Genomic DNA, 21,721 nt, shown 5'->3' with positions numbered 1-21,721 from the left:
CTGTGGTACTTGCACAACGGCAAAATCTATTGGAGTGAGGAGGAAATATGCAAATCTTTAATCGGAAGACGACTGTTTCTCTGGCGACGGCGCTCGGGCTGGTTTGGGGCGCGGCACAAGCGAAGGCCGAGGAATTTGTAAATATTCTGACTGGCGGTACCAGCGGGGTTTACTATCCGCTGGGTGTCGCGATGGAAAAAATCTATTCGGGCATTCCCGATGTGCGCCCTTCTGTGCAGGCCACAAAAGCATCCATCGAGAATATCAACCTCATCAATAGTGGCCGCGGCGAGGTTGCGTTCACGCTGGGCGACTCCCTGCGTGATGCCTATGAAGGAAATGAAGCAGCCGGTTTTAAGAAGAAGCTCACCAATCTGAGCACCCTTGCAGCAATCTATCCGAATTATGTCCAGATCGTCGCCTCCAAGGAATCCGGCATCAAGACATTGGCCGATCTCAAGGGAAAGCGGCTTTCCGTCGGCGCACCGAAATCCGGAACCGAACTAAATGCGCGGACCATTCTGGAGGCTGCCGGGCTTTCCTATGACGATCTGGGCAAGATCGAGTATCTGCCCTTTGCAGAATCTGTCGAACTCATGAAAAACCGCCAGCTGGATGCAACCTTGCAATCCTCCGGACTTGGCGTTGCCTCGCTGCGTGATCTTGCCAATTCGGTCGACATCAACGTCGTTGAGGTTCCGGCAGACGTCATCGAGAAGATCGGCGCGCCCTATCAGGTCAACACGATCCCGGCGGATACCTATAGCGGGCAGGACAAGGATGTCGTCACCGCTTCCGTGATCAACTATCTGATCGTTCGTCCCGATATGGATGAGGAACTGGTCTACCAGATGACCAAGGGGCTGTTTGAGAATCTCGACCAGCTGACTGCCGCCCATTCTTCGGCAAAGGCAATCAAGCTCGACAAAAGCACCATCGTCTCACCTGTCCCGGTTCATCCCGGCGCGCTGCGTTACTACAAGGAAAAAGGCATCGAATAGTCTGGCGGCAATCCTGCCCGGCAGTCGGTACCCGAGTGAGATTACGCGGGTACCGCCCTTTTCCGGCCAACGGCGCTCGATCCCTGTCAATCGGATCGCTCCCGTAACTGTTCATTTCAACTTGCATAATCTGATGAAGGTTCGTTCATGACGCAGAGCGAGAACAGCGCCGTTGAATCGGCTGAGCATATTCCCGCCTGGGGTACGGGCGCAGGCGCAAAAATCCTGTTTGCCATCGCCGTGGCTTTTTCGGTTTTCCAGCTTTGGACTTCTGCCTATTCACCCTTGCCAAGTCAGGTGGTCCGCTCCATCCATGTCGGATTTCTGCTCCTGCTTCTCTTCGGCCTTTATGCCAATGCGAGTACGATCGCGGCCAAACGAGCAGCCTTCTGGCTGGCCGCCATCGTCGCCTTCGCGCTCAGCCTTTATCATTGGATTTTCTACGAAGATCTGGTGATCCGGGCTGGCGAACCCAATACGCTCGATATCGTGATCGGCATTCTCGTGGTCGGTCTCGTCTTTTGGGCTGGGAAAAAGATGATGGGCTGGACCTTGCCGCTCATCTGCGCGATCTTTTTGGCTTACGGTTTGTTCGGGCAATATCTGCCGCATCCATTCAATCATCGCGGATATGATTTCGAGCAGGTGGTCGAGGTTCTCTTCCTTGGAACAGAGGGAATTTACGGCACGCCGATCTATGTCTCGTCGAGCTATATTTTCCTTTTCATCCTGTTCGGGGCATTTCTCGAACGCGCTGGCATGATCCAGCTCTTCAACGATATTGCCATGGGAACGGTCGGCGCGTCACGGGGCGGGCCTGCAAAAGTTTCGGTAATCTCGTCCGCACTCATGGGGACTATCAACGGTTCCGGCGTCGCCAATGTTGTGACGACAGGCGCGTTCACCATTCCGCTCATGAAGCGTTCCGGCTTCCGTCCGGCCTTTGCCGGCGGTGTCGAAGCGGTGGCCTCCATGGGAGGCCAGATCATGCCTCCGGTCATGGGTGCGGTCGCGTTCATCATGGCCGAAACGCTCGGCCTGCCCTATGTCGAGATCGTCAAAGCGGCAATCGTTCCTGCAATTCTCTACTTCATAACTGTCTTCGTGATGGTTGATCTTGAGGCGCGCCGTCTCAAGATGAAGGGCCTCAACAAAAGTGAAATGCCAAGCGCACTGGAGGCAATCCGAAAGCGCTGGTTTCTGGTTCTGCCTCTGGTCGCATTGGTCTGGCTGCTTTTCTCCGGTTATACGCCGCTTTTTGCAGGCACGGTTGGCCTCAGCCTGACCGCGCTCATCATTCTGGGTGTGCCGGTTTCCGGCTCCATGTCCATGCCTTTGCGCGTGCTGTTCTGGGTCGCGCTCGGCGTCATGTCGGCTGCGGCTTTCGGCACCACCTTCAATATTTTCGGCTATGTCCTGCGCGGCATCACGCTGATCATCTGTCTTGTTGCACTCTTGGTCGCGATAAACTTTCTGGTGCGCGGCGGACGTGAAACGCTGAGGCTTTGCCTCGAAAGCCTCGCGGAAGGTGCCAAGAATGCGCTGCCCGTGGGCATCGCCTGTGCGCTGGTCGGCGTCATCATCGGCGTTCTGGCGCTGACCGGTGCCGGATCGACTTTCGCGCGCGTGATCGTCAGTGTCGGAGAAAACTCGCTCTTCTTCTCGCTGGTACTGACCATGCTGGCCTGCCTCGTCCTCGGCATGGGCATTCCGACCATTCCAAATTACATCATCACATCCTCGATCGCTGGTCCGGCACTCCTTCATCTCGAAGTGCCGCTGCTGGTGTCGCATATGTTCGTCTTCTATTTCGGGATCATGGCCGACCTCACTCCGCCTGTCGCGCTTGCAGCTTTTGCGGCAGCGCCGATTGCGCGAGAGTCCGGCATGAAGATCGGCATGCAGGCGATCCGCATCGCGGTTGCGGGTTTTGCAGTGCCCTTCATGGCAGTGTACGAGCCGGTTATCATGCTTCAGGAGGGCGGGCCTCTTTCCGAAAAATTCGGCTTCTGGCCTGCCTTTGTCTATATGTTCATCAAGGCGCTGCTCAGCATTCTGCTTTGGGGCGCCGCAGCCATCGGCCATCTTCGAACACCGCTGAATATGTGGGAACGCATATGGGCTTTCATGGCCATTGCTCTGATGCTCGCGACCTACCCGTTTAGCGATGAGCTCGGCTTTGCGGCCTGTGCGGCCTTTCTTGTATGGCATTTCTGGAGATCGCGACCTTCCGTCGTCGCGTCATCAGGTTGATGGCAGTCTGCATTGCAACGGCTGGCGGCGTCCTGAAAATCGCCGCCACAAGCTTTCTGCTCTCATGGATGCACAGCGTCGAGAAAGTGCCGTGGCAGGAGTCCTGGAATGTGACGCCGCAGGGGCTGGTCCTGTCCGAGGCACGGATCAAGGGCTCCGGCGCTGGCATGGACCCGCCTGCAGATGCAGTTCTCAAGAATGGCTGGTATGTCTATCACCCAAACATTCCTCCACGCCGGGAAATCGTTCTTGCTGCCTCCGGCAAGACAGGCGGGGGCTGGACGTTCTGCTCAGGGCAAAAATGTATCGAGCTGGGCAAGGCCGAGGAAAAGCCAATCCATATCAAACCTTGTGAATAGGTTCTTCAGCGACCGGGACCGCCTGGCGTCAAAAATGGACGCAAGGATAAGTTTCCGGATTCTACGCTAACGACTCATGTCTTCAGCGCCGCTATCTTCAATCATCGAGTAAAGCAAGCAAAAAACCATTGATCAGAGCGCTTCTATTCGAACGCGCCGACGGGAATGCTTTGCGTTTTACCAGATAGCGCAAGTGAATTAGTAGCGTTGGAGGCTCTCGTGAGTATAAACTTTAGATCATCGGGTATATCTGCAGAGCGCATGGCAACACGGCGTATTCTCGTAGCAGGCGGCGCGGGATTTCTCGGTTCTCATCTTTGCGAGCGTCTTCTGAACGAAGGTAATTTTGTCATCTGTGTCGACAATTTTTCGACAGGGCGGCTTGAGAACATTCGCAATCTGCTGCGTTACGACACGTTCAGCTTCGTGCGCCACGATATTGTCCATCCGATTGATCTGCCGGTAGACGAGATTTACAATCTGGCGTGCCCGGCATCGCCGCCGCATTATCAGGCCGATCCGGTTCACACGATGAAGACGAGCGTCATGGGCTCGCTCAATCTGCTTGAGCTTGCAGCGCATTATCAGGCCCGGATTTTTCAGGCTTCGACGTCGGAAGTGTACGGTGATCCGCAAACACATCCGCAACCGGAAGCCTATTGGGGCAATGTAAACTCCTTCGGTCCCCGCTCATGCTATGATGAAGGCAAGCGTTCGGCCGAAACGCTGTTTTACGATTTTCACAAGCAGTATGGCGTCGATATCCGTATCGTGCGCATCTTCAATACCTATGGCCCGCGCATGCGGCCTGACGATGGCCGTGTCGTGTCGAACTTCATCGTGCAGGCGCTCAAGGGCGAAGAGATAACCATCTATGGTGATGGCTCGCAGACCCGGTCTTTCTGCTATGTCGATGATCTTATCGAAGGTTTCAGCCGGTTGATGAACAGCCAGCTTCAGAAGCCCGTCAATCTTGGCAATCCGGGGGAATTTACCGTCCGTGAGCTGGCCGAGCAGATCATTGCGCTGACCGGTTCGGCGTCGCGCATTGTCTATCGTCCGCTGCCCACAGACGATCCGCGCCAGCGGCGTCCCGACATCATGCTGGCAAAGCGCGAGCTTGGCTGGGAACCACAGATAGCACTTGTCGAAGGGCTGAAGCAGACGATCGCATATTTCGAACGCCAACTGGCCAGACCCTCAGGCGAGCTGTTCGAGGTGGCGAGATGACCCGGCCGAACATACTCGTAACCGGTGGCGCGGGCTTCATTGGCAGCCATACCGCCAAGCTTCTGCATAAAAGCGGGTTTTCGCCGGTCGTCTATGACAACCTGTCGACCGGACACAGATCTTCTGTGCGCTGGGGCGATTTTGTCGAAGGCGATACGCTTTCACAGGAACAGCTTACCGCTGCGATCAGGACCTTTGATCCGGCAGCCATCATCCATTTTGCGGCCTCGGCCTATGTTGGAGAGTCTGTCACGGACCCGGCAAAATACTATCGCAACAATGTCGGCGGCATCCATTCCGTTCTGGAAGCCAGCCGCCTGACAGGCGGGCGTCCGGTCATATTCTCGTCGAGCTGCGCGACTTACGGTATTCCTGATGTGCTGCCGATCCGCGAAGGCGAAACGCAAAATCCGATCAATCCCTATGGACGCACAAAACTCATCGCGGAACATATGCTGGCCGATTATTCGGCAGCCTATGGCATGTCCTATGCGGCGCTGCGCTACTTCAATGCCTGCGGTGCGGATCTGGATGGCGAACTGGGCGAAGAACATGATCCGGAAACTCACCTGATACCGCGCGCCATGCTGGCTGCGGCGGGTAGGACGGACTGTCTCGAAGTGTTCGGCGATGATTATGATACGCCGGACGGCACCTGTATTCGTGACTATATTCACGTGGCCGATCTGGCACGGGCGCATGTGCTTGCGGTCGAGCATCTTCTGAACGGCGGCGGTAATCTCGTCCTCAATCTGGGAACCGGGCGTGGAACATCCATCAGGGAAATCGTGGATGCGATAGACCGGCTGACCGGGCGCAAGGTGCCTATCGAAATGCGGCCGCGCCGCGCAGGCGATCCGCCGGCCCTTTATGCCGATCCGGCTGAAGCTGCAGCAAAGCTTGGCTTTCGCACGCTCCATTCCGACCTTGATACGATTATCCGCACAGCCGCACCCTTCTTCGGTCTGGAGATGCGGACATGAAAAAGCGCGTGTTTCATCCAGCTCATCACGGCGATACAGGCGACAGCGGACCGTTGCTCGCGCCTGTCTTCACCGGCCGCAAGCGGGTGGAATATCTGGTGGGTATTGTCCTGTGGGCTCTCGCCATCGCCTATTTCTGGCAATGGTGGTTCATCAGTGCAAAGCACAACCATCTGCTTGGCTCTATTCTGGTGACGGCACTGCTGGCCTGGATCACGATCCTGCCGCTTTACTTCATCACCGTCTTCTTCCATGCAGCACGCCCGACCGGGCCGCTTCGCATCCCGGCGGGAAGCCGCGTTGCCATGGTTGTCACCAAGGCCCCGTCAGAACCTTTCGAGGTGGTGGCTGAAACATTGCGCGCCATGCTGGCGCAGGATGTGCCGCACGATACCTGGCTCGCCGACGAAGACCCATCGCCCTCGACGCTCGCCTGGTGCCGCGAGCATGGCGTGTTCGTTTCCACGCGCAAAGGCCGTGCCGACTATCACCGGCAGACATGGCCACGCCGTACCCGGTGCAAGGAAGGCAATCTCGCTTTCTTCTACGATCACTATGGTTATGAGCGCTACGATTTCGTCTCGCAGCTCGATGCCGACCATGTGCCTGAGCCGGGTTATCTCTTCAATATGCTGCGGCCTTTCGCAGATCCGGCTGTCGGTTATGTTTCGGCACCGAGCATTTGCGACCGCAATGCGCATGAAAGCTGGTCGGCCCGTGGACGTCTTTATGTGGAAGCCAGTATGCATGGCTCTCTGCAGGCCGGTTACAATGGCGGCTTCGCGCCTGTCTGCATCGGCTCTCACTATGCGGTGCGCACGGCAGCACTGAAGGAAATCGGCGGCCTGGGACCGGAACTGGCTGAGGATCATTCCACGACCCTGTTCATGAATGCGCATGGCTGGCGCGGTGTTCATGCGCTGGACGCCATCGCCCATGGCGACGGCCCGCGCACTTTCGCCGATCTGGTGACGCAGGAATTCCAGTGGTCACGTAGCCTTGTGATGATCCTGCTGCAATACACGCCAAAGCTGATCGGACGGCTGCCGTTGCGCCTGAAGATCCAGTTCCTGTTCTCGCAGCTCTGGTATCCTCTTTATGCCTTCTTTCTGGCGCTGACATTCGTTCTGCCGATTGCCATTCTGGCTTATGGCGATAACTTCGTCAGCGTTACCTATCCCGCTTTCCTGATGCACTTCATGCCGCAATCGCTGGTGATTTTGGCGCTGGCATTCTGGTGGCGGTCGAGCAGGACGTTTCGCCCTGTCGATGGCAGGATATTCAGTTGGGAAGCCATGCTGTTTCTGCTGGCGCGCTGGCCCTGGGTTCTGGCTGGAGCCTTTGCCGCCTTCCGTGACTGGCTCACCGGCTCTTTTGTCGATTTTCGTGTCACGCCGAAGGGCTCGTCCGAGGTCGATCCGGTGCCGCTCCGGGTGATCGCCCCCTATGCGCTCATCTCCGGTCTGTCCATTCTGCCGGTTCTGTTCGTCAACGATGCCGGTCAGACGCGAGGCTTTTTCATCTTCGCCATCGTCAATGCCTGTTTCTACCTGTTCCTGATGGCCATGATCGTCATCCAGCACACCCGCGAAAATAAGGTGCGAATGACAAGCCGCCTCTATCGGCCGGCAATGGCATGCAGTTTTACAGCGCTGGTAGCCCTGACTGGTTTTACGACCGTCGAACGTGGGCGGGACGGCATCGAAGCACTGAGCTGGGGCACAAAAAGCTTCACGGTATTTGACGACCGCTTCTCGGTCGCCGGTGCCGGCGTAGGTGGACGTGACGTCCACAGGACGATTTTCAATCCACGCTGGCGCACGAATGCCGCCAGCGAAACGAACTAGCGGGAAAGGCGCGACGATTATGAAGATCGCTGTCATCGGTACGGGATATGTCGGATTGGTCAGTGGCACGTGTTTTGCTGCATGGGAACACGAGGTCGTCTGCGTCGACAAGGACGCCCAGAAGATCGTCCGGCTGGAGCGCGGCATCGTGCCGATCTACGAGCCGGGGCTGGATGAACTGGTGGAACGCAATTTCGCCTTTGGCCGGCTCAGCTTCACAACCAATCTGGCGGAAGCCGTCAAGGGTGCCGAGCTTGTCTTCATCGCCGTTGGCACGCCAGCACGCGCCGGCTATGGCGATGCTGATCTCTCCTTCGTTTACATGGCCGCTCGCGAACTTGCGCCACTGATCGACGACAATACGGTCGTCGTGGTCAAGTCCACCGTTCCGGTCGGCACAGGCGATGTCGTGCAGAAGATCATCGGCTCGGTTCGCAGGCCCGGCACCTTCTCGGTCGCATCCAATCCGGAATTTCTGCGCGAGGGTGTCGCAATCCGCGATTTCCTAGAGCCTGATCGCGTCGTCATCGGCGTCGAAGATGAACGGGCGCGTTCTGTGCTTGTCGCGCTCTACGGACCCGCGCTCGAAGCCCGGAAGACGCCGATCGTCATCACGCAGCGCCGGACGTCGGAGCTGATCAAATATGCGGCCAATGCCTTTCTCGCCACCAAGATCACCTTCATCAACGAACTGGCGGACCTGTGCGAGGAAGTCGGCAGCGATGTCACGGAGCTGGCGCTCGGAATGGGGTTGGACAAGCGCATCGGCACCAGTTTCCTCAATGCAGGGCCGGGCTATGGCGGCTCCTGTTTTCCGAAGGATACGATTGCGCTGCTGCGCACCGCTCAGGATCACGGGATTGCCCTGCGGATCGTCGAGGAAACGGTCACCGTCAATGAAGCGCGCAAGCGTCGTATGGCGCTGAAAGTGCTGGATGCACTCGGCGGTAGCGTCGAGGGCCGGACGATTGCCGTTCTCGGTCTGGCCTTCAAGCCCGACACGGACGATATGCGCGATGCGCCGTCCATTCCGCTCATCGAAACCTTGCAGCGCTTCGGCGCCAGCATTCGGGCCTACGATCCCGCCGGGATGGACAATGCGCGCCGCCTTCTCAGCGACGTCGAGTTCCATGACGATCCTTACGACTGCCTGGGCAATGCCGATGCAGCCGTGATCGTGACCGAATGGGACAGTATTCGCAAACTTGACCTTGTCCGGATGAAGCAGGTCATGCGGCAAGCCGTACTCATCGATCTGCGCAATGTCTTTTCACCGGCGATTGCAGAGAACCTGGGCTTCCGGGTTTCGACAATCGGCCGTCCCGTTCAACAGCGGCAGGAAACAAGACCAACAAACGTCCTGCCGCACGCGCGCATCCGTCAATCGCAAGAACCCTTGGCGGGTGCGCGCAACCTGAAGGTCGTGGGAGGTTCAAATGAAACATTTGATGTGTGATGGCCAACAGTCCCGGCCAGATCGGGGCAAACGCGCTCTGGCGTTCTTTGTCGTGCTTGCCGGGCTGAGTGCTCCGGCCAGTGCAGCATCGGTCACCAAGGACGGCTTGCCTGACGGCGCTCGCGTGATGACGCCCGCCGAGCTTTATTTGCTCTATCGCGACAAGAACTGGCAGTGGGCCGATGGTACTGGCCGGATGGAAAGCCAAAACCGCCGTTTCACGGCCCGCGTCGAGGGCGAAAAGGGCAAGGCCTGGGCTGAAGGCCGCTGGAGGATCACCTGGTCGGGCCAGATGTGCTTCGATGCAAAATGGCATCTGGATCAGGGGATCTTTCCGAACAAGACCTGTTTCTCCCACCGTATCGCCGATGGGACGATCTACCAGAAACGGGAGCCTGACGGTGTCTGGTATGTCTTCCGCCATGCTGGCGGAAACAAAAATGACGAGGCGCGCAAGCTCGTATCCATCGAAGCCTTAACGCCGAAAACGGAGGCGCTGAATCTGGCGCTGCCCGTTCCCCAATCGCCCACACAATAAAGGAGGCGGCGATGAAAAACTCATACAAGATTGCTGCAGCTATTCTCTGCGGCGCACTGCTTTCAACCGCTGTTTACGCGGCGAGCGGCGTTTCGGGTGCCAATGTCGATACCCGAAACATGTTCCACGACAAGCGCCCGGTCATAACCCCGCAATCCATCAAGTTCGGGGCCTATGATCCGCACGGGGATTTCACCAACGATCCCAATTCCCGCATCGAGCATCTGTTCCTTCCCTGGGAAGATGTGGATCTGACGAGCCTTTCGACAGCCGATGCCTATGCGCAGGAACGAGGCCGCGAACTGCTGATCACCGTGGAACCGTGGTCATGGGCCCGCGACTGGCGTGTTGCGCCAGATGATCTCCTGAGCGGCATCGTGCGTGGTCACTATGATACGAACATGGCTGCTGTCTGCTCGGCTGCTTCGAAGCTGAAAAGTCCGGTGACCATTCGCTGGGCGCAGGAAATGGACGACAAGACAGGCCAGTTCACCTGGTCCTATTGGTCGGCGCAGAGCTATATCCGCGCATATCAGCATGCCGTCAATGTCTGCCGGAAGTCCCTGCCGAACGCCAAATATATGTGGTCGCCGAAGGGAGATGCCGGGCTTGAGGCCTATTATCCGGGCGATGGCTATGTCGATGTGGTCGGCCTGTCGGTTTTCGGCTACGAACCCTATGATAAGCTTGAACTCGGACACGCATCCACTTTCGTCGAACGGGCAAAGCCGGGATACGACCGGGTAGTGGGCTTCAAGAAGCCGATTGTCATCGCCGAGCTTGGCTATGAAGGAAGCGACGCCTATGTCCGCGCCTGGGCACAGGAGACCAACAAGCCGCGACCTGAATTTCCGGCCCTGACTGCGACGGTCTACTTCAACGACCGGGAAGTCTATCCGTGGCCACGCGGTGTTGGACGGCCTGACTGGAGGGTTGCGAACCATCCGCTTGATTGATCCGAAAGCTCGATTGCGTCTCGATCAGATCGGCGCTCCGGGATTTTATTGGAAGCATAGTCCGGCCGTCATGCATTTCAGAGCGGTCGGATCATGCTCTAACTTCTGAACAGGAACACGACAATGTTTTCGATCAGTTTGAGAACCGTAAGCGCGGCACTGTCCGTGCTTCTTCTGGCCGGGGCGGCCGATGCGGCGCCGAAGCAGAAAACCGATGACGCGACCGCAATCAAAGCTGCTGCAGCGTCGCCACTATCAGCCGAAGCGCTTGAGGCGCTTTATTCGGGCAAGACTTGGAAATGGAAGGATGGCGGCGGCTTCTTCTCTGCCGAGAAACACCGCTTCATTGCCTGGTCACAAAAGGGCAGGGCCTGGTCTTACGGACAGGGCCGCTGGTATGCCACCAACCGCGGCAAGCTCTGCCTGCAGGCCTATTGGGTCAACAAGATGGGCGGCGGCGGCGATATCACTTGCTTCATTCACCGCGAGAAAGATGGCGTCATCTATCAGAAGCGCTCGGTGGGGGGGGATTGGTACGTCTTTCGCAACAATCCGCAACGCTCGACCGATGAAGCTGCCAAGCTCATACGCGGTGACCTTGTAAGCAAGGGACTGGCGCATATGAAAGCCAAAGCGAGATGATCGCTGGATCGCATCCTGAAAAGTGTGAAAACGGTTTTCGGAAAAGATGCGCGTAAGAACAAATATCTGGAGCGCCGACCTGATTCAAACAGATCGAAACGCGCTTCAGGCGCGCCTGTCGGCTCGCTGGTTTGTACGGAGTATCAGCGAGCCGATAGGTCTTGGAGCGTATTTCACTCCGGTGGGATTATGCTTTATCTTTTTTTGCCACGCATTTTATCCCGAAAACTTTTCGGGATGCGTTTTAGTCACGGATGAAGCATCGGGATTTCTGCCCAAAGCCGCTCGGCGTGCACACATAGGGCGTACCGGTCGCATATTGCGAGGCGGATACCTTGATGACCCTGGCCGATGCTGGCTTGTTGAAGCGGGCTTCACTATTCGCCTTGTACTTGGCGAGGTAAACGGAAACCGTGGCGTTGTTCTGCTTGCGGGTGTCCTTGGCTTGAGCGCCCGCCGTCAGGCACAATGACACCGACAGTCCAACGACAGCAGCGGCAGCCCATTTCAAGCTTTCACGGCGCACAGTATATGCGAATATAGTGTTCATGCGATTGCCTCCGGTGGTTATTGCTGCGTTTTATCGGATGCGGTTTAATATTCCGGCCGGATTTTCAAGAAAATTTTCATCAAATGGGATGCAATCAAACCGTTTCATCCGGTCTGCTTTGAAGGCTTTGATATATCCGGCCAAATCTGGCACTGAGCCAGGAATACGCGGTTTCAACACGCAAGAGGAAACATCGGCTACCGGTCTGAACGGTTACATGGCCGATAGAGTTCCGGCTCATTTGGATTTTACTCCGGCAAATGCTAATATCGACGCAGGGACTTGGGTTGCGGTCTCCGCACCTTAAGCCTGCGAGTTGGTTTAGGGAGTTGCCGTGACATCCCCAAGCGACAAGGCCACGCGAGATCTGAAGCCGGAGTTTGTGGAGCGCCGCCAATCTGCGCGAGTGCCGCTTGCCCTGCTTGGGGAAGATACACGAAGTGCCAATATCCTGGCTCCGCTGATCTTTACAACCGAAACGCTGGAGCCTTGCGCGCAGTTTTCCGCGTGGCAACAGCACATGGCTCCGCTTTACGATGTGCGTATGCCGGATGGCGTCAGCGCTCACGATGGCTTTGCCGTGACCCAGAAAGTCTGGGACCTGCATGGTATGCTGCTCATCGAACAGATGGTTCCTCCGTTCAGTTATGAACGTACGGCAGAGAAAGTTCGTTTCAGCCCGGTCGATCACTGGCAGATCAGTTTTCTGCGCAGCGGTCATACATGGACGGCAGTGGATGGCCGCGTTGCGGAAAATGAGCCGGGCATGATCAATATCCGTTCGCTTGGCTATCCGTTTCGCGGTCGGGCACTGGCAACGGAAGCGGTGCTGCTGATTATTCCGGTCGACCAGTTTTCCGCTCTCGGCGGGATGCCGGAGGCATGCAATAACGGGACGCTTGGAGGTTATCGCGCCAAGCTGCTGATCGATTTCGTATCGACTATTCAAACGGGTCTGGATCACATTACAAGCGAAGACCTGCCGGAGCTGCGTGATGCCTTGCGGCAGCTCGTATTCGACACGATCGCCCCTCTGGTGAAGGAAAGTGATCCGAACGAGCACAATGCTTCTCTGGGACTGATGACGAAGGCCAGACGTTTCATCCAGAAAAACCTCATGTCCCGCGATCTCACGCCCGATGCCCTGAGCAGGGAACTCGCGATATCGCGCACGAATCTTTATCAGCTGTTCGAAGGCTCGGGAGGGGTGCTGAACTATATTCGCCAGAGGCGGTTGCTTGCGGCCCACGAACTGCTCGCGGATGTGTCCGACAATCGCAGAGTGTCCGATATTGCCCAGCTAATGGGCTTCGAGACAGCGGCCAATTTTACGCGAGCCTTCACACAGTATTTCGGCTACAGCCCGAGCAATGTCCGCAAGGCCCTCTCGCGAAACGACGGCGTCAGTGGCACTCAGCCTGACACGAACCGTTCGGCCACTTTTTCAAACTTGCTACGGACATTGGCGATGTTCGATACGTGATGTCGCGCAAGAATGAGCGTTTCCGTTTGGCTGGCCTAGATAGGCGCTCTAAACGTTTGTATATAAAGGGTAATTTTTTTTGATCCTCGTTTCACTTCGGTCGGGATAGCGCTAATAAAGCGAGGCGCGGCGACCGGTCACTCCTCTTTGTCGCGGCTGAAGCCTTCGTTAAAGTTAAGGTTACAGCGCCGTTATTTTGGGTTTTGGAATTGTCGATTCATTGAACCCGTATGTCGATTGGTCCGAAAGCTATTGCTGATTTAAAGAAACACACGAGAAAGTACTCGCTGATTTAAATATATTGCGGGGCAGCGAGGAATGACTGTTTTTGGTTTGGGACGTGGCAACGCTTATGTCCTTATTCCGCACCATCGCGGACAAACAGATTTTGCCAAGCAAGCAGATCCCAATATTCAAATTAGACGGCAATCGCTCAAAGCATCGACAGCGATGTCCGGTGTGCTTGCTACTATCGCAGCCATGGCTGCTTTTTCTGGTCTTGCTTTTTCGACAACTCCAGTGCTGGCGCAGCAAGTGTCAGGCCAAGGCGGGGCTGGCGGACAACATGCAATCAGTCTCCCTCGGGCGGGAGGCTCCGGCTCTGCTGCCATCTCCTATTCAGGTGGCGGTGGCGGTGGCGGTGGCGGAGGCGGAAAAAACTCGACCTCTGCTTCTGAGGGCATTGGCGGACGTGGCGGTAGTGGTCCAAAGGCTTGGGGCGGCGGAACAGGTGGCCGCTGGAACGAGCGTGGTAACGACGGCACCAAAGGAGCTAACGGTTTAGCGAAGGGCTGGATTTGGGCACCCGGTAACTTCGGTCATGACGGTGGAAGTGGTGGAGGCGGCGGAGGCGGTGGCGTGACGGCCAGACTCTCCTCGCGTATGCTTTACGACATTTCCACCTCTATTACTGGAGGTAAAGGCGGTGGTGGTGGCAATGGAGCCATAGGTGGGATTGGGTACTCGGCAGCAATGTACCCATTTTCCGCATTTTGGGATGGAACCGGTGGCGGCGGCGGCGCTGGCGGCGGCGGCGGCGGTGGTGGAGCCGCTCTTGCTTTCAGCTCTTCAAGCCAAGGGCCAATGCCAGCCGGGCAAGTCGCAGCCAATATTCATGCCAACATCACTGGTGGAGCAGGTGGCGATGGTGGTTACGGCGGCGACGGTGGTGCCGGTGAAGCAAAAGCGAGTTTGCACAACGCGGTTGGCGGCGACGGCGGTTCTGGCGGCAATGGCGGTAACGGCGGCGCAGGCATTCTGGCGGATGGCTTTGTCGCGTCATTCTACCTTACTCCGGGGACCGCCATTGCTGGTGGTAATGGCGGAAAAGGCGGCAACGGTGGCTGGGGTGGCAATAGCGACTATGCCGACAGCTATAACCTTGGCAATGGCGGTAATGGTGGAGATGGCGGGGCGGGTGGAACGGGTGTTGTGTTGGGTGGACCGAACGCAGACCAAAGCCAAATCTATCTGGGCGACGGTGCCAGCGTTAAAGGCGGACAAGGGGGCGAGAAAGGTTTTAGCGGAGGTGCCGGATCCGTTTACAAGGGAACAATGTCCCCAAGCAACGGCATGACTGGTCGCCAAGGAAATGGCGGTCAAGGCGTCTGGCTGAGTTCCGGAAACCGGCTTCGCGTTGAGGTGGGGACCGGCGCAGTTATTCAGGGAGGGGATGGGGCCTCCGGCGGGATTGGTATTGAGGGCTCTGTATCGCAGTCGTTCGTAAACGCTGCAGGCACCATATCGGGCGGACTTGGCACGGACGGAACGCGCTCGGCGGCTGCCTCCATCAATGGTACGAACAACGTCCTTCAGCTTCTCAATGGATATCAGTTTGTCGGGGGCGTTAATCTTGGCACTGATGCCACGTTATCCTTGGCTGGTATGGAGAATTCCACTTTCGATCTTTCTTGGGCGGGTACGCAGTTTCGAGGGTTTAACCACTTCCTTAAGGATGGCCAGAGCACATGGACCCTGAGTGGAAAAGCCAACGCAAAATTCAAAGATGTAAGCGTCTCCGGTGGTGTTCTGGCGCTTGGTGTTGACCAGACAGCGCTGCGATCCGAAACCGGTCTTATCGATGGCGGTAAGGTCATTGTAACTGGTAACGGTGCCCCCACCTCGGCAAACTGGTCCGTTGAACAATCTCTGATCGTTGGCAATATCAAAGCAGGCGGCCTGGAGATTTCCAACGGTGGGACGGTTAAGGTTGGCGGTGATTTGATCATAGGTAGCCAGAACTCAGCGTCAGGCACCGTAAATATCGCCGGTTCGCAATCAAGCCTGGCGGTGGATGGCATGCTGGCTGTTGGTGATTCCGGTAATGGCACAATGATCGTTTCCAATGGCGCGCAAGTTCAGTCCGGTAAAGTGGCAATTGGTAGAAACACTGGTTCGACTGGTGCCGTTCTTATCACTGGAGCAGGCACGAAATGGGCGGCGCGGGACATCTATGTCAGTGGTGGTAATGCGGATAATGATGGTGGACATGGCTCGTTGACCATCGCCGATGGTGCGGTTGTTGGCTCGCCTGGCGGAATGATCGATGTCGGCGATAATGGCGCTTATGGCGTCCTGAATATTGGTGCGGCTGAAGGTGAAAGCGCTGTTGCTCCAGGTATCTTTGCCGGTCGCTATCTGATGCTCTCGCCATTTACCGATACGGTCTTTAATCACAATGCCACTGACTACAGCTTTGATGCTTCAATATTGGGTTCTGCAAACCTCAAGTTTCTTTCAGGAAACACGAAGCTGACAGGAGCCAGCTCGTCTTTCGACGGTAATGCGACCGTATCCAATAGCACTGTGAAAGTCGCTGAGAGAGCGAAACTGAATGGTACATGGACTGTCAATCATGGGGGGCGACTGGAAGGATCGGGTCAGGTTGGTGCAACGACCATAAATGCCGGAGCTGTTCTCGCACCAACGGGCACGCGTTCATTAACACTGAATGGGGGGCTTACCCTTAATGCGGGTGGTTCCATTTTACCCAGCGATGCGGCTTCGCTCATTGTGAACGGTAAGGCAACGTTCAACAGCGGCGGGCTTTATACTTACAATCTCGCTACAGGCGGTTCAGGGACGACGGCAACGACTGTTGTGAATGGTGATGTTGCGCTTAACGGGACGGCGCTGAATGTAACGGGTGCACCTGCGATCGGTTATCACCGCCTCATTTCATATACAGGCAGTCTGACACAAATGAATGGCGGACTGAATGTTGGAACAACGCCCGACACAACACCATTCGGCTTCAACTATACGGTTGATACAACACAGGCGCGGGCCGTTGATCTTTTCGTCAATCCTCAAGGCTTGAACATTCTTCAGCTATGGGATGGTGGAACTCCGGGTAGCAATAATCAGAACGGTGTATGGAACAGCGCCAACCAGAACTGGTTAAATCCTGTTGGCGGTACCGCTGACACCACATGGGGCCACGGCTATGCCATTTTCCGTGGATTGGGCGGCACAGTCGCGATTGATGGTGCGCAGTCAGCCGTTGGATTGCAGTTTGCGGGCGGTAATTTCAGAATTGAGGGTAATTCCGGCGCAACGCTCAATCTGACTGGCTATAGCGGATCTGGTATCAATATCGAAGTCCCGGAAATACGTGTCCTTGATAACGAAGGGGCACTGATAAGCGCATCGATTACCGGCACCTCGGGTCTGGAAAAAACCGGAGATGGATTGCTGGTTCTTTGGGGAGATAACACTTATTCCGGTAACACATATCTCAGCGGCGGCATTCTTCAGATCGCGTCCATGCAAAATCTGGGGTCGGCAAACAACACGCTGAATATCAACAACGCTACCTTAAGAACCGCCGATAGTTTTGATCTGACACAAGCCGTAACTCTGGGTGGCGTGTCGACAATCAATGTTCTTCTCGATCAGGAAATGAAACTCACAGGCGGCGTTTCCGGCGACGGAATGCTGTTCAAGGATGGCGGCGGTACACTTCTGCTCAGTGGAGCAAATAACTGGTCGGGTGGCACATGGATCAATGATGGCACGTTACGTCTTGAAGCAAACAATCTCTCGGCGATCGCTTCGAACTCCGATTATGTTCTTACAGGTGGACAGCTTGATCTGAATGGCAATGCCTTGCAGATGCGCTCTTTGATCGGAACCGGTGGCGAAATCTCAATCGATGGGACGACACTGACAATTGCGCAGGACGCCGACACTGTTTTTGCAGGTAGAATAACGGGTAACGGCTTCAATAGTAACCTGGTCAAGAGCGGCAGCGGGATGCTCGTGCTTTCCGGGAGCAATAGCCACTGGGGGAACACCACCATCAATGGTGGATCGCTGGCTATTTTCGATGCGGCAAATCTCGGAATCAATTCAAGCACCGCATCGCTCGAAATTAGCAATGCAGCGCTCGTAACACTCGGCGATATTGATCTCAATCGTCGTGTGGATCTGGTTGGAACAGGAACAATCAATACGCTGTTTGGAACGACGCTTGAACTGAGCGGTGCAATTTCCGGACCTGCGGGAACGTTGCATAAGGATGGCGCAGGACGGCTCATCATTTCCGGAAATGGAACCTATGCAGGTGGCACGACGATTGCGGGTGGTATTCTGCAGATCGGTGATGGCGGAACAACTGGCTCCATTATCGGTAACATCACCAATGACAGTTTGCTGGCGTTCAACCGCTCTAATGCTTTTAGTTATGATGGTTCGATATCCGGTGCAGGTGCATTGCTTCAGGCTGGAATCGGGACGACTGTTCTGACTGGCAATCACAGCTATACGGGCAATACATTCATCACGGATGGCACATTGCAGATCGGGAATGGCGATATAACGGGATCGATTGCCGGTTCTGTGCTTAACAACGGCACGCTCGCATTCAACCGCAGCGATGAATACACTTTCTCAGGTTTGATTGTTGGTACCGGTGCGCTGGTTCAGGCAGGCTCGGGCACTCTTATCTTGGATGCTGACAACTATTATACGAGCGGCACACGCATTGAGAATGGGGCACTTCAGATCGGTAGCGGCGGCACGTCGGGCTGGATCACAGGCGATGTCGCCAACACCGGAACACTGGCCTTCAATCGCTCGGATGCGTTTGAGTTTTCCGGCAAGATCAGCGGATCAGGGGGCTTTCAACAGAAGGGGAAGGGCACTGTCGTTCTGACGGGCGACAGCAGCTATACAGGTACCACCGATGTTCTGTCGGGGCGGCTTGCAGTCAACGGCTCCATTGGGTCCTCGATGCTCACAACGGTCTATGAGGGTGCCGAACTCGGCGGCACCGGTACGGTGGGGCAAACATTCATCAATGGCGGCACGCTGGCACCGGGCAATTCAATAGGCACACTCAATGTGGCTGGAGATTTGCGATTAACAGCGTCCTCTCTCTATGAGGTTGAAGTCTCTCCTTCAGGTTCTGACCGCGTGAATGTTACCGGGCAGGCTGATTTGGGTGGCGCGACGGTGCATGCGTCTTTCGATCCGGGTGCCTATGTGATGAAACGCTATAACATTCTAAATGCAGGGGGTGGTTTGACTGGAAGCACATTTGGCGACGAGGTGACGACAAATCTGCCGGAGAATTTCGTCTCGCTCTTGCGATACGACGCCAACAATGCCTTCCTTGATCTTGAAATGAATATTGGTGGCTTAAATGTGAACCAGCAGAATGTGTCTGCGGCGCTGGTCACCTACTTCGATGAGAACGGGCAAATCCCATTCGCATTTGGCGCGTTGGATGCCAACGGGCTGACTGCAGCTTCAGGCGAGTTGGCAACGGCGGCACAACAAACCACCGTCGATGCTATGAACCAGTTCATGAACACGCTCGCAGATCCTCTGGTGACAGGCCGGGCAGGACGTATCACAGAAGCGCAAGCATCTGACGCAGATCTGTTTGAGAACCGCTGGAGCGTGTGGGGCGCGGGTTACGGCAGCTCACGTACAACAGATGGTGATGCGATCATTGGATCGCATGACGCGCGTGGACGTGTTTATGGCGTTGCTGTCGGCGCGGACTATCTCGTGTCGGCCGATACGATCCTTGGCTTTGCCGTTGCTGGTGGAGGCACCAAGTTCAGTCTTGCTGATGGTATGGGCAGCGGCGACTCCGATCTGTTTCAGATGGGTATCTATGGCAAGCAAAATATCGGCAATGCCTATATTACCGGTGCACTTGCCTATGGCTGGCAAAGCGTCGATACCGAGCGCACGGTTTCGTTTTACGAAACGGATCAGCTCAATGGCAGCTATCGTGCAAATTCATGGTCGGGGCGGCTTGAGGCGGGCTATCGTTTTGACACGCCTTGGCTGGGCATAACCCCTTATGCGGCAGGGCAGTTTGTAAGCTTTGATCTGCCATCCTATTCAGAAAAAGCCTATGCAGGCAGCGATATTTATGCGCTCAGCTATTCATCTCAGCGCGAAACTGTCGGGCGCAGCGAACTTGGTCTGAGCCTCGAAAAATCTCTTACACTCTCGGACGGCGCATTAACGACACGCGGGCGTGTTGCCTGGGCTCGCAACTTCAATAATGATCGTAGCGTCTTTGCCGCGATCAATGCATTGCCGGGAGCGGGCTTTGTGGTCAATGGTGCTTCCCAGCCCAAGGATGTCGGCCTTGCAAGTGTCTCGGCCGAGATGGTCTGGAACAATGGCCTGTCGCTGGGCGCAGCGTTTGACGCCGAGTTCTCCGGCGTCAGCACCAATTACGCTGGCAAGGGCGTGCTTCGCTACACATGGTGAAAACAGGAGCTTGGGTTGTCTTTCACACCCTGGCTGTGTTGCAAGCTGCGAGAGCGCCCTTGGAACAAATATTCAATTGCCTGTCACGGATTGTTGGGCCTTCTTCCAGAGGCCAAAGCCGCTTGCGTTGTAGAAGTCGATATTGAAGCCCCGCACCTGCCCCTGATCAACTTTGAAAGCGATAGATGCCAGAGAGCCAACAAGCTCTGCTTCACCGATTGGCACGAATGCGAACGTGTCACCGTCCCAATGTTGCAACGGGAACTGCAACTCTTTCGGCCCCAGCACGAGCGTCAGCGCTCCGTTGATCTCCTTGATGTCAGCCTTACCGTAATAGGAGTTGTCGAAGCTGCCGGTGTATTCCTGCAAGGCTTTAGCTGGCTCTGGTTTGCCGGGCCTTTCCTTGAACGACAGGTCGCCTTGCGGCTCGAAGAAGCCTTTCATCACTCCGTTATAAGCTGCAAACCAGTCACGTGTTGATTTGCCGTAAAGGGCCATGTCTGTGAACTGCGCGACGACGGATTCCGCTGCTCCGACCGGCGCTCCATTTGTCAGAACGATAATGCCTATATCGGCCGACGGCACGATCTTGAATGCCGTGCCCGCGCCGAGCAGGAACGCGCCGGAATGGCCCATGGACGGGCGGCCGCCGAGTTCCGTGTTGACGTTGAAGCCATAGCCGTAGAAACCGGAGCGTGCACCGGTATCGTGCGCGCGAGCGCTGAAGGATTGTGGCGAAAGTGCTGGCACAAGCGCGTCCTCGGCTATCATTTGCTTGCCCTTGTATTCACCATTGGCGAGCAGCAGTTTCAGCCATTCCGCCAGATCGATGAGGTTGGACGAAACACCGCCTGCAGGGGCCTGCTCGTCTGCATTGCGTTGTCCGAGCGGCTTGAAAGTACCATTCTGATAGGCATGCAATGCAGCGCGATTGTCTCGAGCTGTGAAATCGGCGTAGCGATAGCTGGTCGATTTCATGCCCAGCGGTTTGAGAAGCTGTTCGTCGGCCAGCTTGTCCCAAGGCTCATGCGCTGCCGCTGCAACCGCCTCTGCGCCGATGGTCGTGCTGAAATTCGCGTAATGATAGGAGATGCGGAACGGATCGAGCGGCAATTGCTGTAAATGTGCGATGACGTCGTTGCGCTTGAAGCCGAGGTCTTCGAGATCGTCACCTGCCGTGCCCGGCAAGCCGCTACGATGCGCGAAGAAATCTCCGATCGTGCCATATTCCGACACATAGGCATCATTCAGTTTGAAACCGGGCAGATGTTTTACAACCGGATCGTTCCACTCAACCGCGCCCTTCGTCACTTCAATGGAAGCAATGGTCGCAGAAAGCGACTTTGAAATCGAAGCGATCTGGAACACCGTTTCAGCATTCACAGCGGCGTCCTTGCCGACCTCTCTCTTGCCAAAGCCCTCTGCAAAAACGGTCTTGCCGCTGCTGACCACAGCAACCGCCATGCCCGGCACAAGGCTGCGTTTCATTATGCCGGTGACGATCTGCGGCAGGGCCTTGAGCGCCTTTCCGGTGCTCCCTTTCGGAATCTGAACCGCATCGGCGGCCGGATTAGGCCGGCTCTCAATGGAAATGGGCTGCGACATGGCAGATGTCGACCAGCCGAGCGCGAAAAGACAGGTAATGACGATGGAAGGCGTTCTCGTTCTCATGCTGGTGTTCATGGCTG

14 protein-coding genes are annotated in these 21,721 nt (G+C 56.2%); 12 read left to right on the top strand and 2 right to left on the bottom strand.

The features are described from left to right. Window positions 1–47: 47 nt before the first annotated feature. The 10 genes from CQZ93_RS23915 (at window position 48) to CQZ93_RS23870 (ending at window position 11,265) form a co-directional block, all read left to right on the top strand. Window positions 48–1,001 carry a TAXI family TRAP transporter solute-binding subunit gene (locus CQZ93_RS23915; protein WP_105544995.1) on the top strand — a complete coding sequence of 318 codons (954 nt, stop codon included), beginning with the start codon at window positions 48–50 and terminating at the stop codon, window positions 999–1,001. A gap of 147 nt (window positions 1,002–1,148) precedes the next feature. Beyond that, complete coding sequence (locus tag CQZ93_RS23910; RefSeq protein ID WP_105544994.1) at window positions 1,149–3,254, top strand: TRAP transporter permease; 2,106 nt, start codon at window positions 1,149–1,151, stop codon at window positions 3,252–3,254. Next, complete coding sequence (locus CQZ93_RS23905; protein ID WP_105544993.1) at window positions 3,254–3,613, top strand: DUF1850 domain-containing protein; 360 nt, start codon at window positions 3,254–3,256, stop codon at window positions 3,611–3,613. Before CQZ93_RS23910 ends, CQZ93_RS23905 begins: the two co-directional genes overlap by 1 nt. Before the next feature lie 261 nt (window positions 3,614–3,874). Then, window positions 3,875–4,843 carry a UDP-glucuronic acid decarboxylase family protein gene (locus tag CQZ93_RS23900; protein ID WP_105544992.1) on the top strand — a complete coding sequence of 323 codons (969 nt, stop codon included), beginning with the start codon at window positions 3,875–3,877 and terminating at the stop codon, window positions 4,841–4,843. Then, window positions 4,840–5,826: a UDP-glucose 4-epimerase GalE gene (galE, locus tag CQZ93_RS23895; protein ID WP_105544991.1), complete on the top strand. Its 987-nt coding sequence runs from the start codon at window positions 4,840–4,842 to the stop codon at window positions 5,824–5,826. Before CQZ93_RS23900 ends, galE begins: the two co-directional genes overlap by 4 nt. Continuing rightward, the gene (locus CQZ93_RS23890; protein WP_105544990.1) at window positions 5,823–7,673 is read left to right on the top strand and encodes a glycosyltransferase family 2 protein; all 1,851 of its coding nucleotides are present in this window, start codon (window positions 5,823–5,825) and stop codon (window positions 7,671–7,673) included. The genes galE and CQZ93_RS23890 overlap by 4 nt, the downstream gene beginning before the upstream one ends. 19 nt (window positions 7,674–7,692) lie before the next feature. Beyond that, a complete protein-coding gene (locus CQZ93_RS23885; RefSeq protein ID WP_105544989.1) occupies window positions 7,693–9,129 on the top strand; it encodes a UDP-glucose dehydrogenase family protein in 1,437 nt (478 codons plus the stop codon). After that, window positions 9,110–9,667 (top strand): DUF995 domain-containing protein, encoded by a 558-nt coding sequence (locus CQZ93_RS23880; RefSeq protein ID WP_181153464.1) that lies wholly within the window; start codon window positions 9,110–9,112, stop codon window positions 9,665–9,667. Before CQZ93_RS23885 ends, CQZ93_RS23880 begins: the two co-directional genes overlap by 20 nt. 11 nt (window positions 9,668–9,678) lie before the next feature. Then, a complete protein-coding gene (locus tag CQZ93_RS23875; RefSeq protein ID WP_105544987.1) occupies window positions 9,679–10,623 on the top strand; it encodes a glycoside hydrolase family 26 protein in 945 nt (314 codons plus the stop codon). Window positions 10,624–10,746: 123 nt separating this feature from the next. Next, window positions 10,747–11,265: a DUF995 domain-containing protein gene (locus CQZ93_RS23870; RefSeq protein ID WP_105544986.1), complete on the top strand. Its 519-nt coding sequence runs from the start codon at window positions 10,747–10,749 to the stop codon at window positions 11,263–11,265. A 244-nt stretch (window positions 11,266–11,509) separates the two neighbouring features. On the opposite strand, the gene CQZ93_RS23865 is transcribed toward CQZ93_RS23870, so the two are convergent. Further along, a complete protein-coding gene (locus tag CQZ93_RS23865) occupies window positions 11,510–11,815 on the bottom strand; it encodes a hypothetical protein (RefSeq protein WP_105544985.1) in 306 nt (101 codons plus the stop codon). 334 nt (window positions 11,816–12,149) lie between these two features. Between CQZ93_RS23865 and CQZ93_RS23860 the strand changes: the two genes are divergently transcribed. Further along, window positions 12,150–13,298, top strand: a complete 1,149-nt coding sequence (locus tag CQZ93_RS23860) for an AraC family transcriptional regulator (RefSeq protein ID WP_105544984.1) — start codon at window positions 12,150–12,152, stop codon at window positions 13,296–13,298. Between the two features lie 318 nt (window positions 13,299–13,616). After that, window positions 13,617–20,033, top strand: coding sequence for an autotransporter-associated beta strand repeat-containing protein (locus CQZ93_RS26735; RefSeq protein WP_181153462.1), 6,417 nt, complete (start codon window positions 13,617–13,619; stop codon window positions 20,031–20,033). Between the two features lie 72 nt (window positions 20,034–20,105). On the opposite strand, the gene CQZ93_RS23835 is transcribed toward CQZ93_RS26735, so the two are convergent. Next, window positions 20,106–21,704: a serine hydrolase gene (locus CQZ93_RS23835; protein ID WP_105544980.1), complete on the bottom strand. Its 1,599-nt coding sequence runs from the start codon at window positions 21,702–21,704 to the stop codon at window positions 20,106–20,108. Window positions 21,705–21,721: the final 17 nt, after the last annotated feature.

Source organism: Ochrobactrum vermis (genome assembly GCF_002975205.1).
GTDB lineage: Bacteria > Pseudomonadota > Alphaproteobacteria > Rhizobiales > Rhizobiaceae > Brucella > Brucella vermis.
The sequence above is the reverse complement of the archived record's forward strand: the minus strand, read 5'-3'. Positions and strand labels throughout refer to the sequence as shown.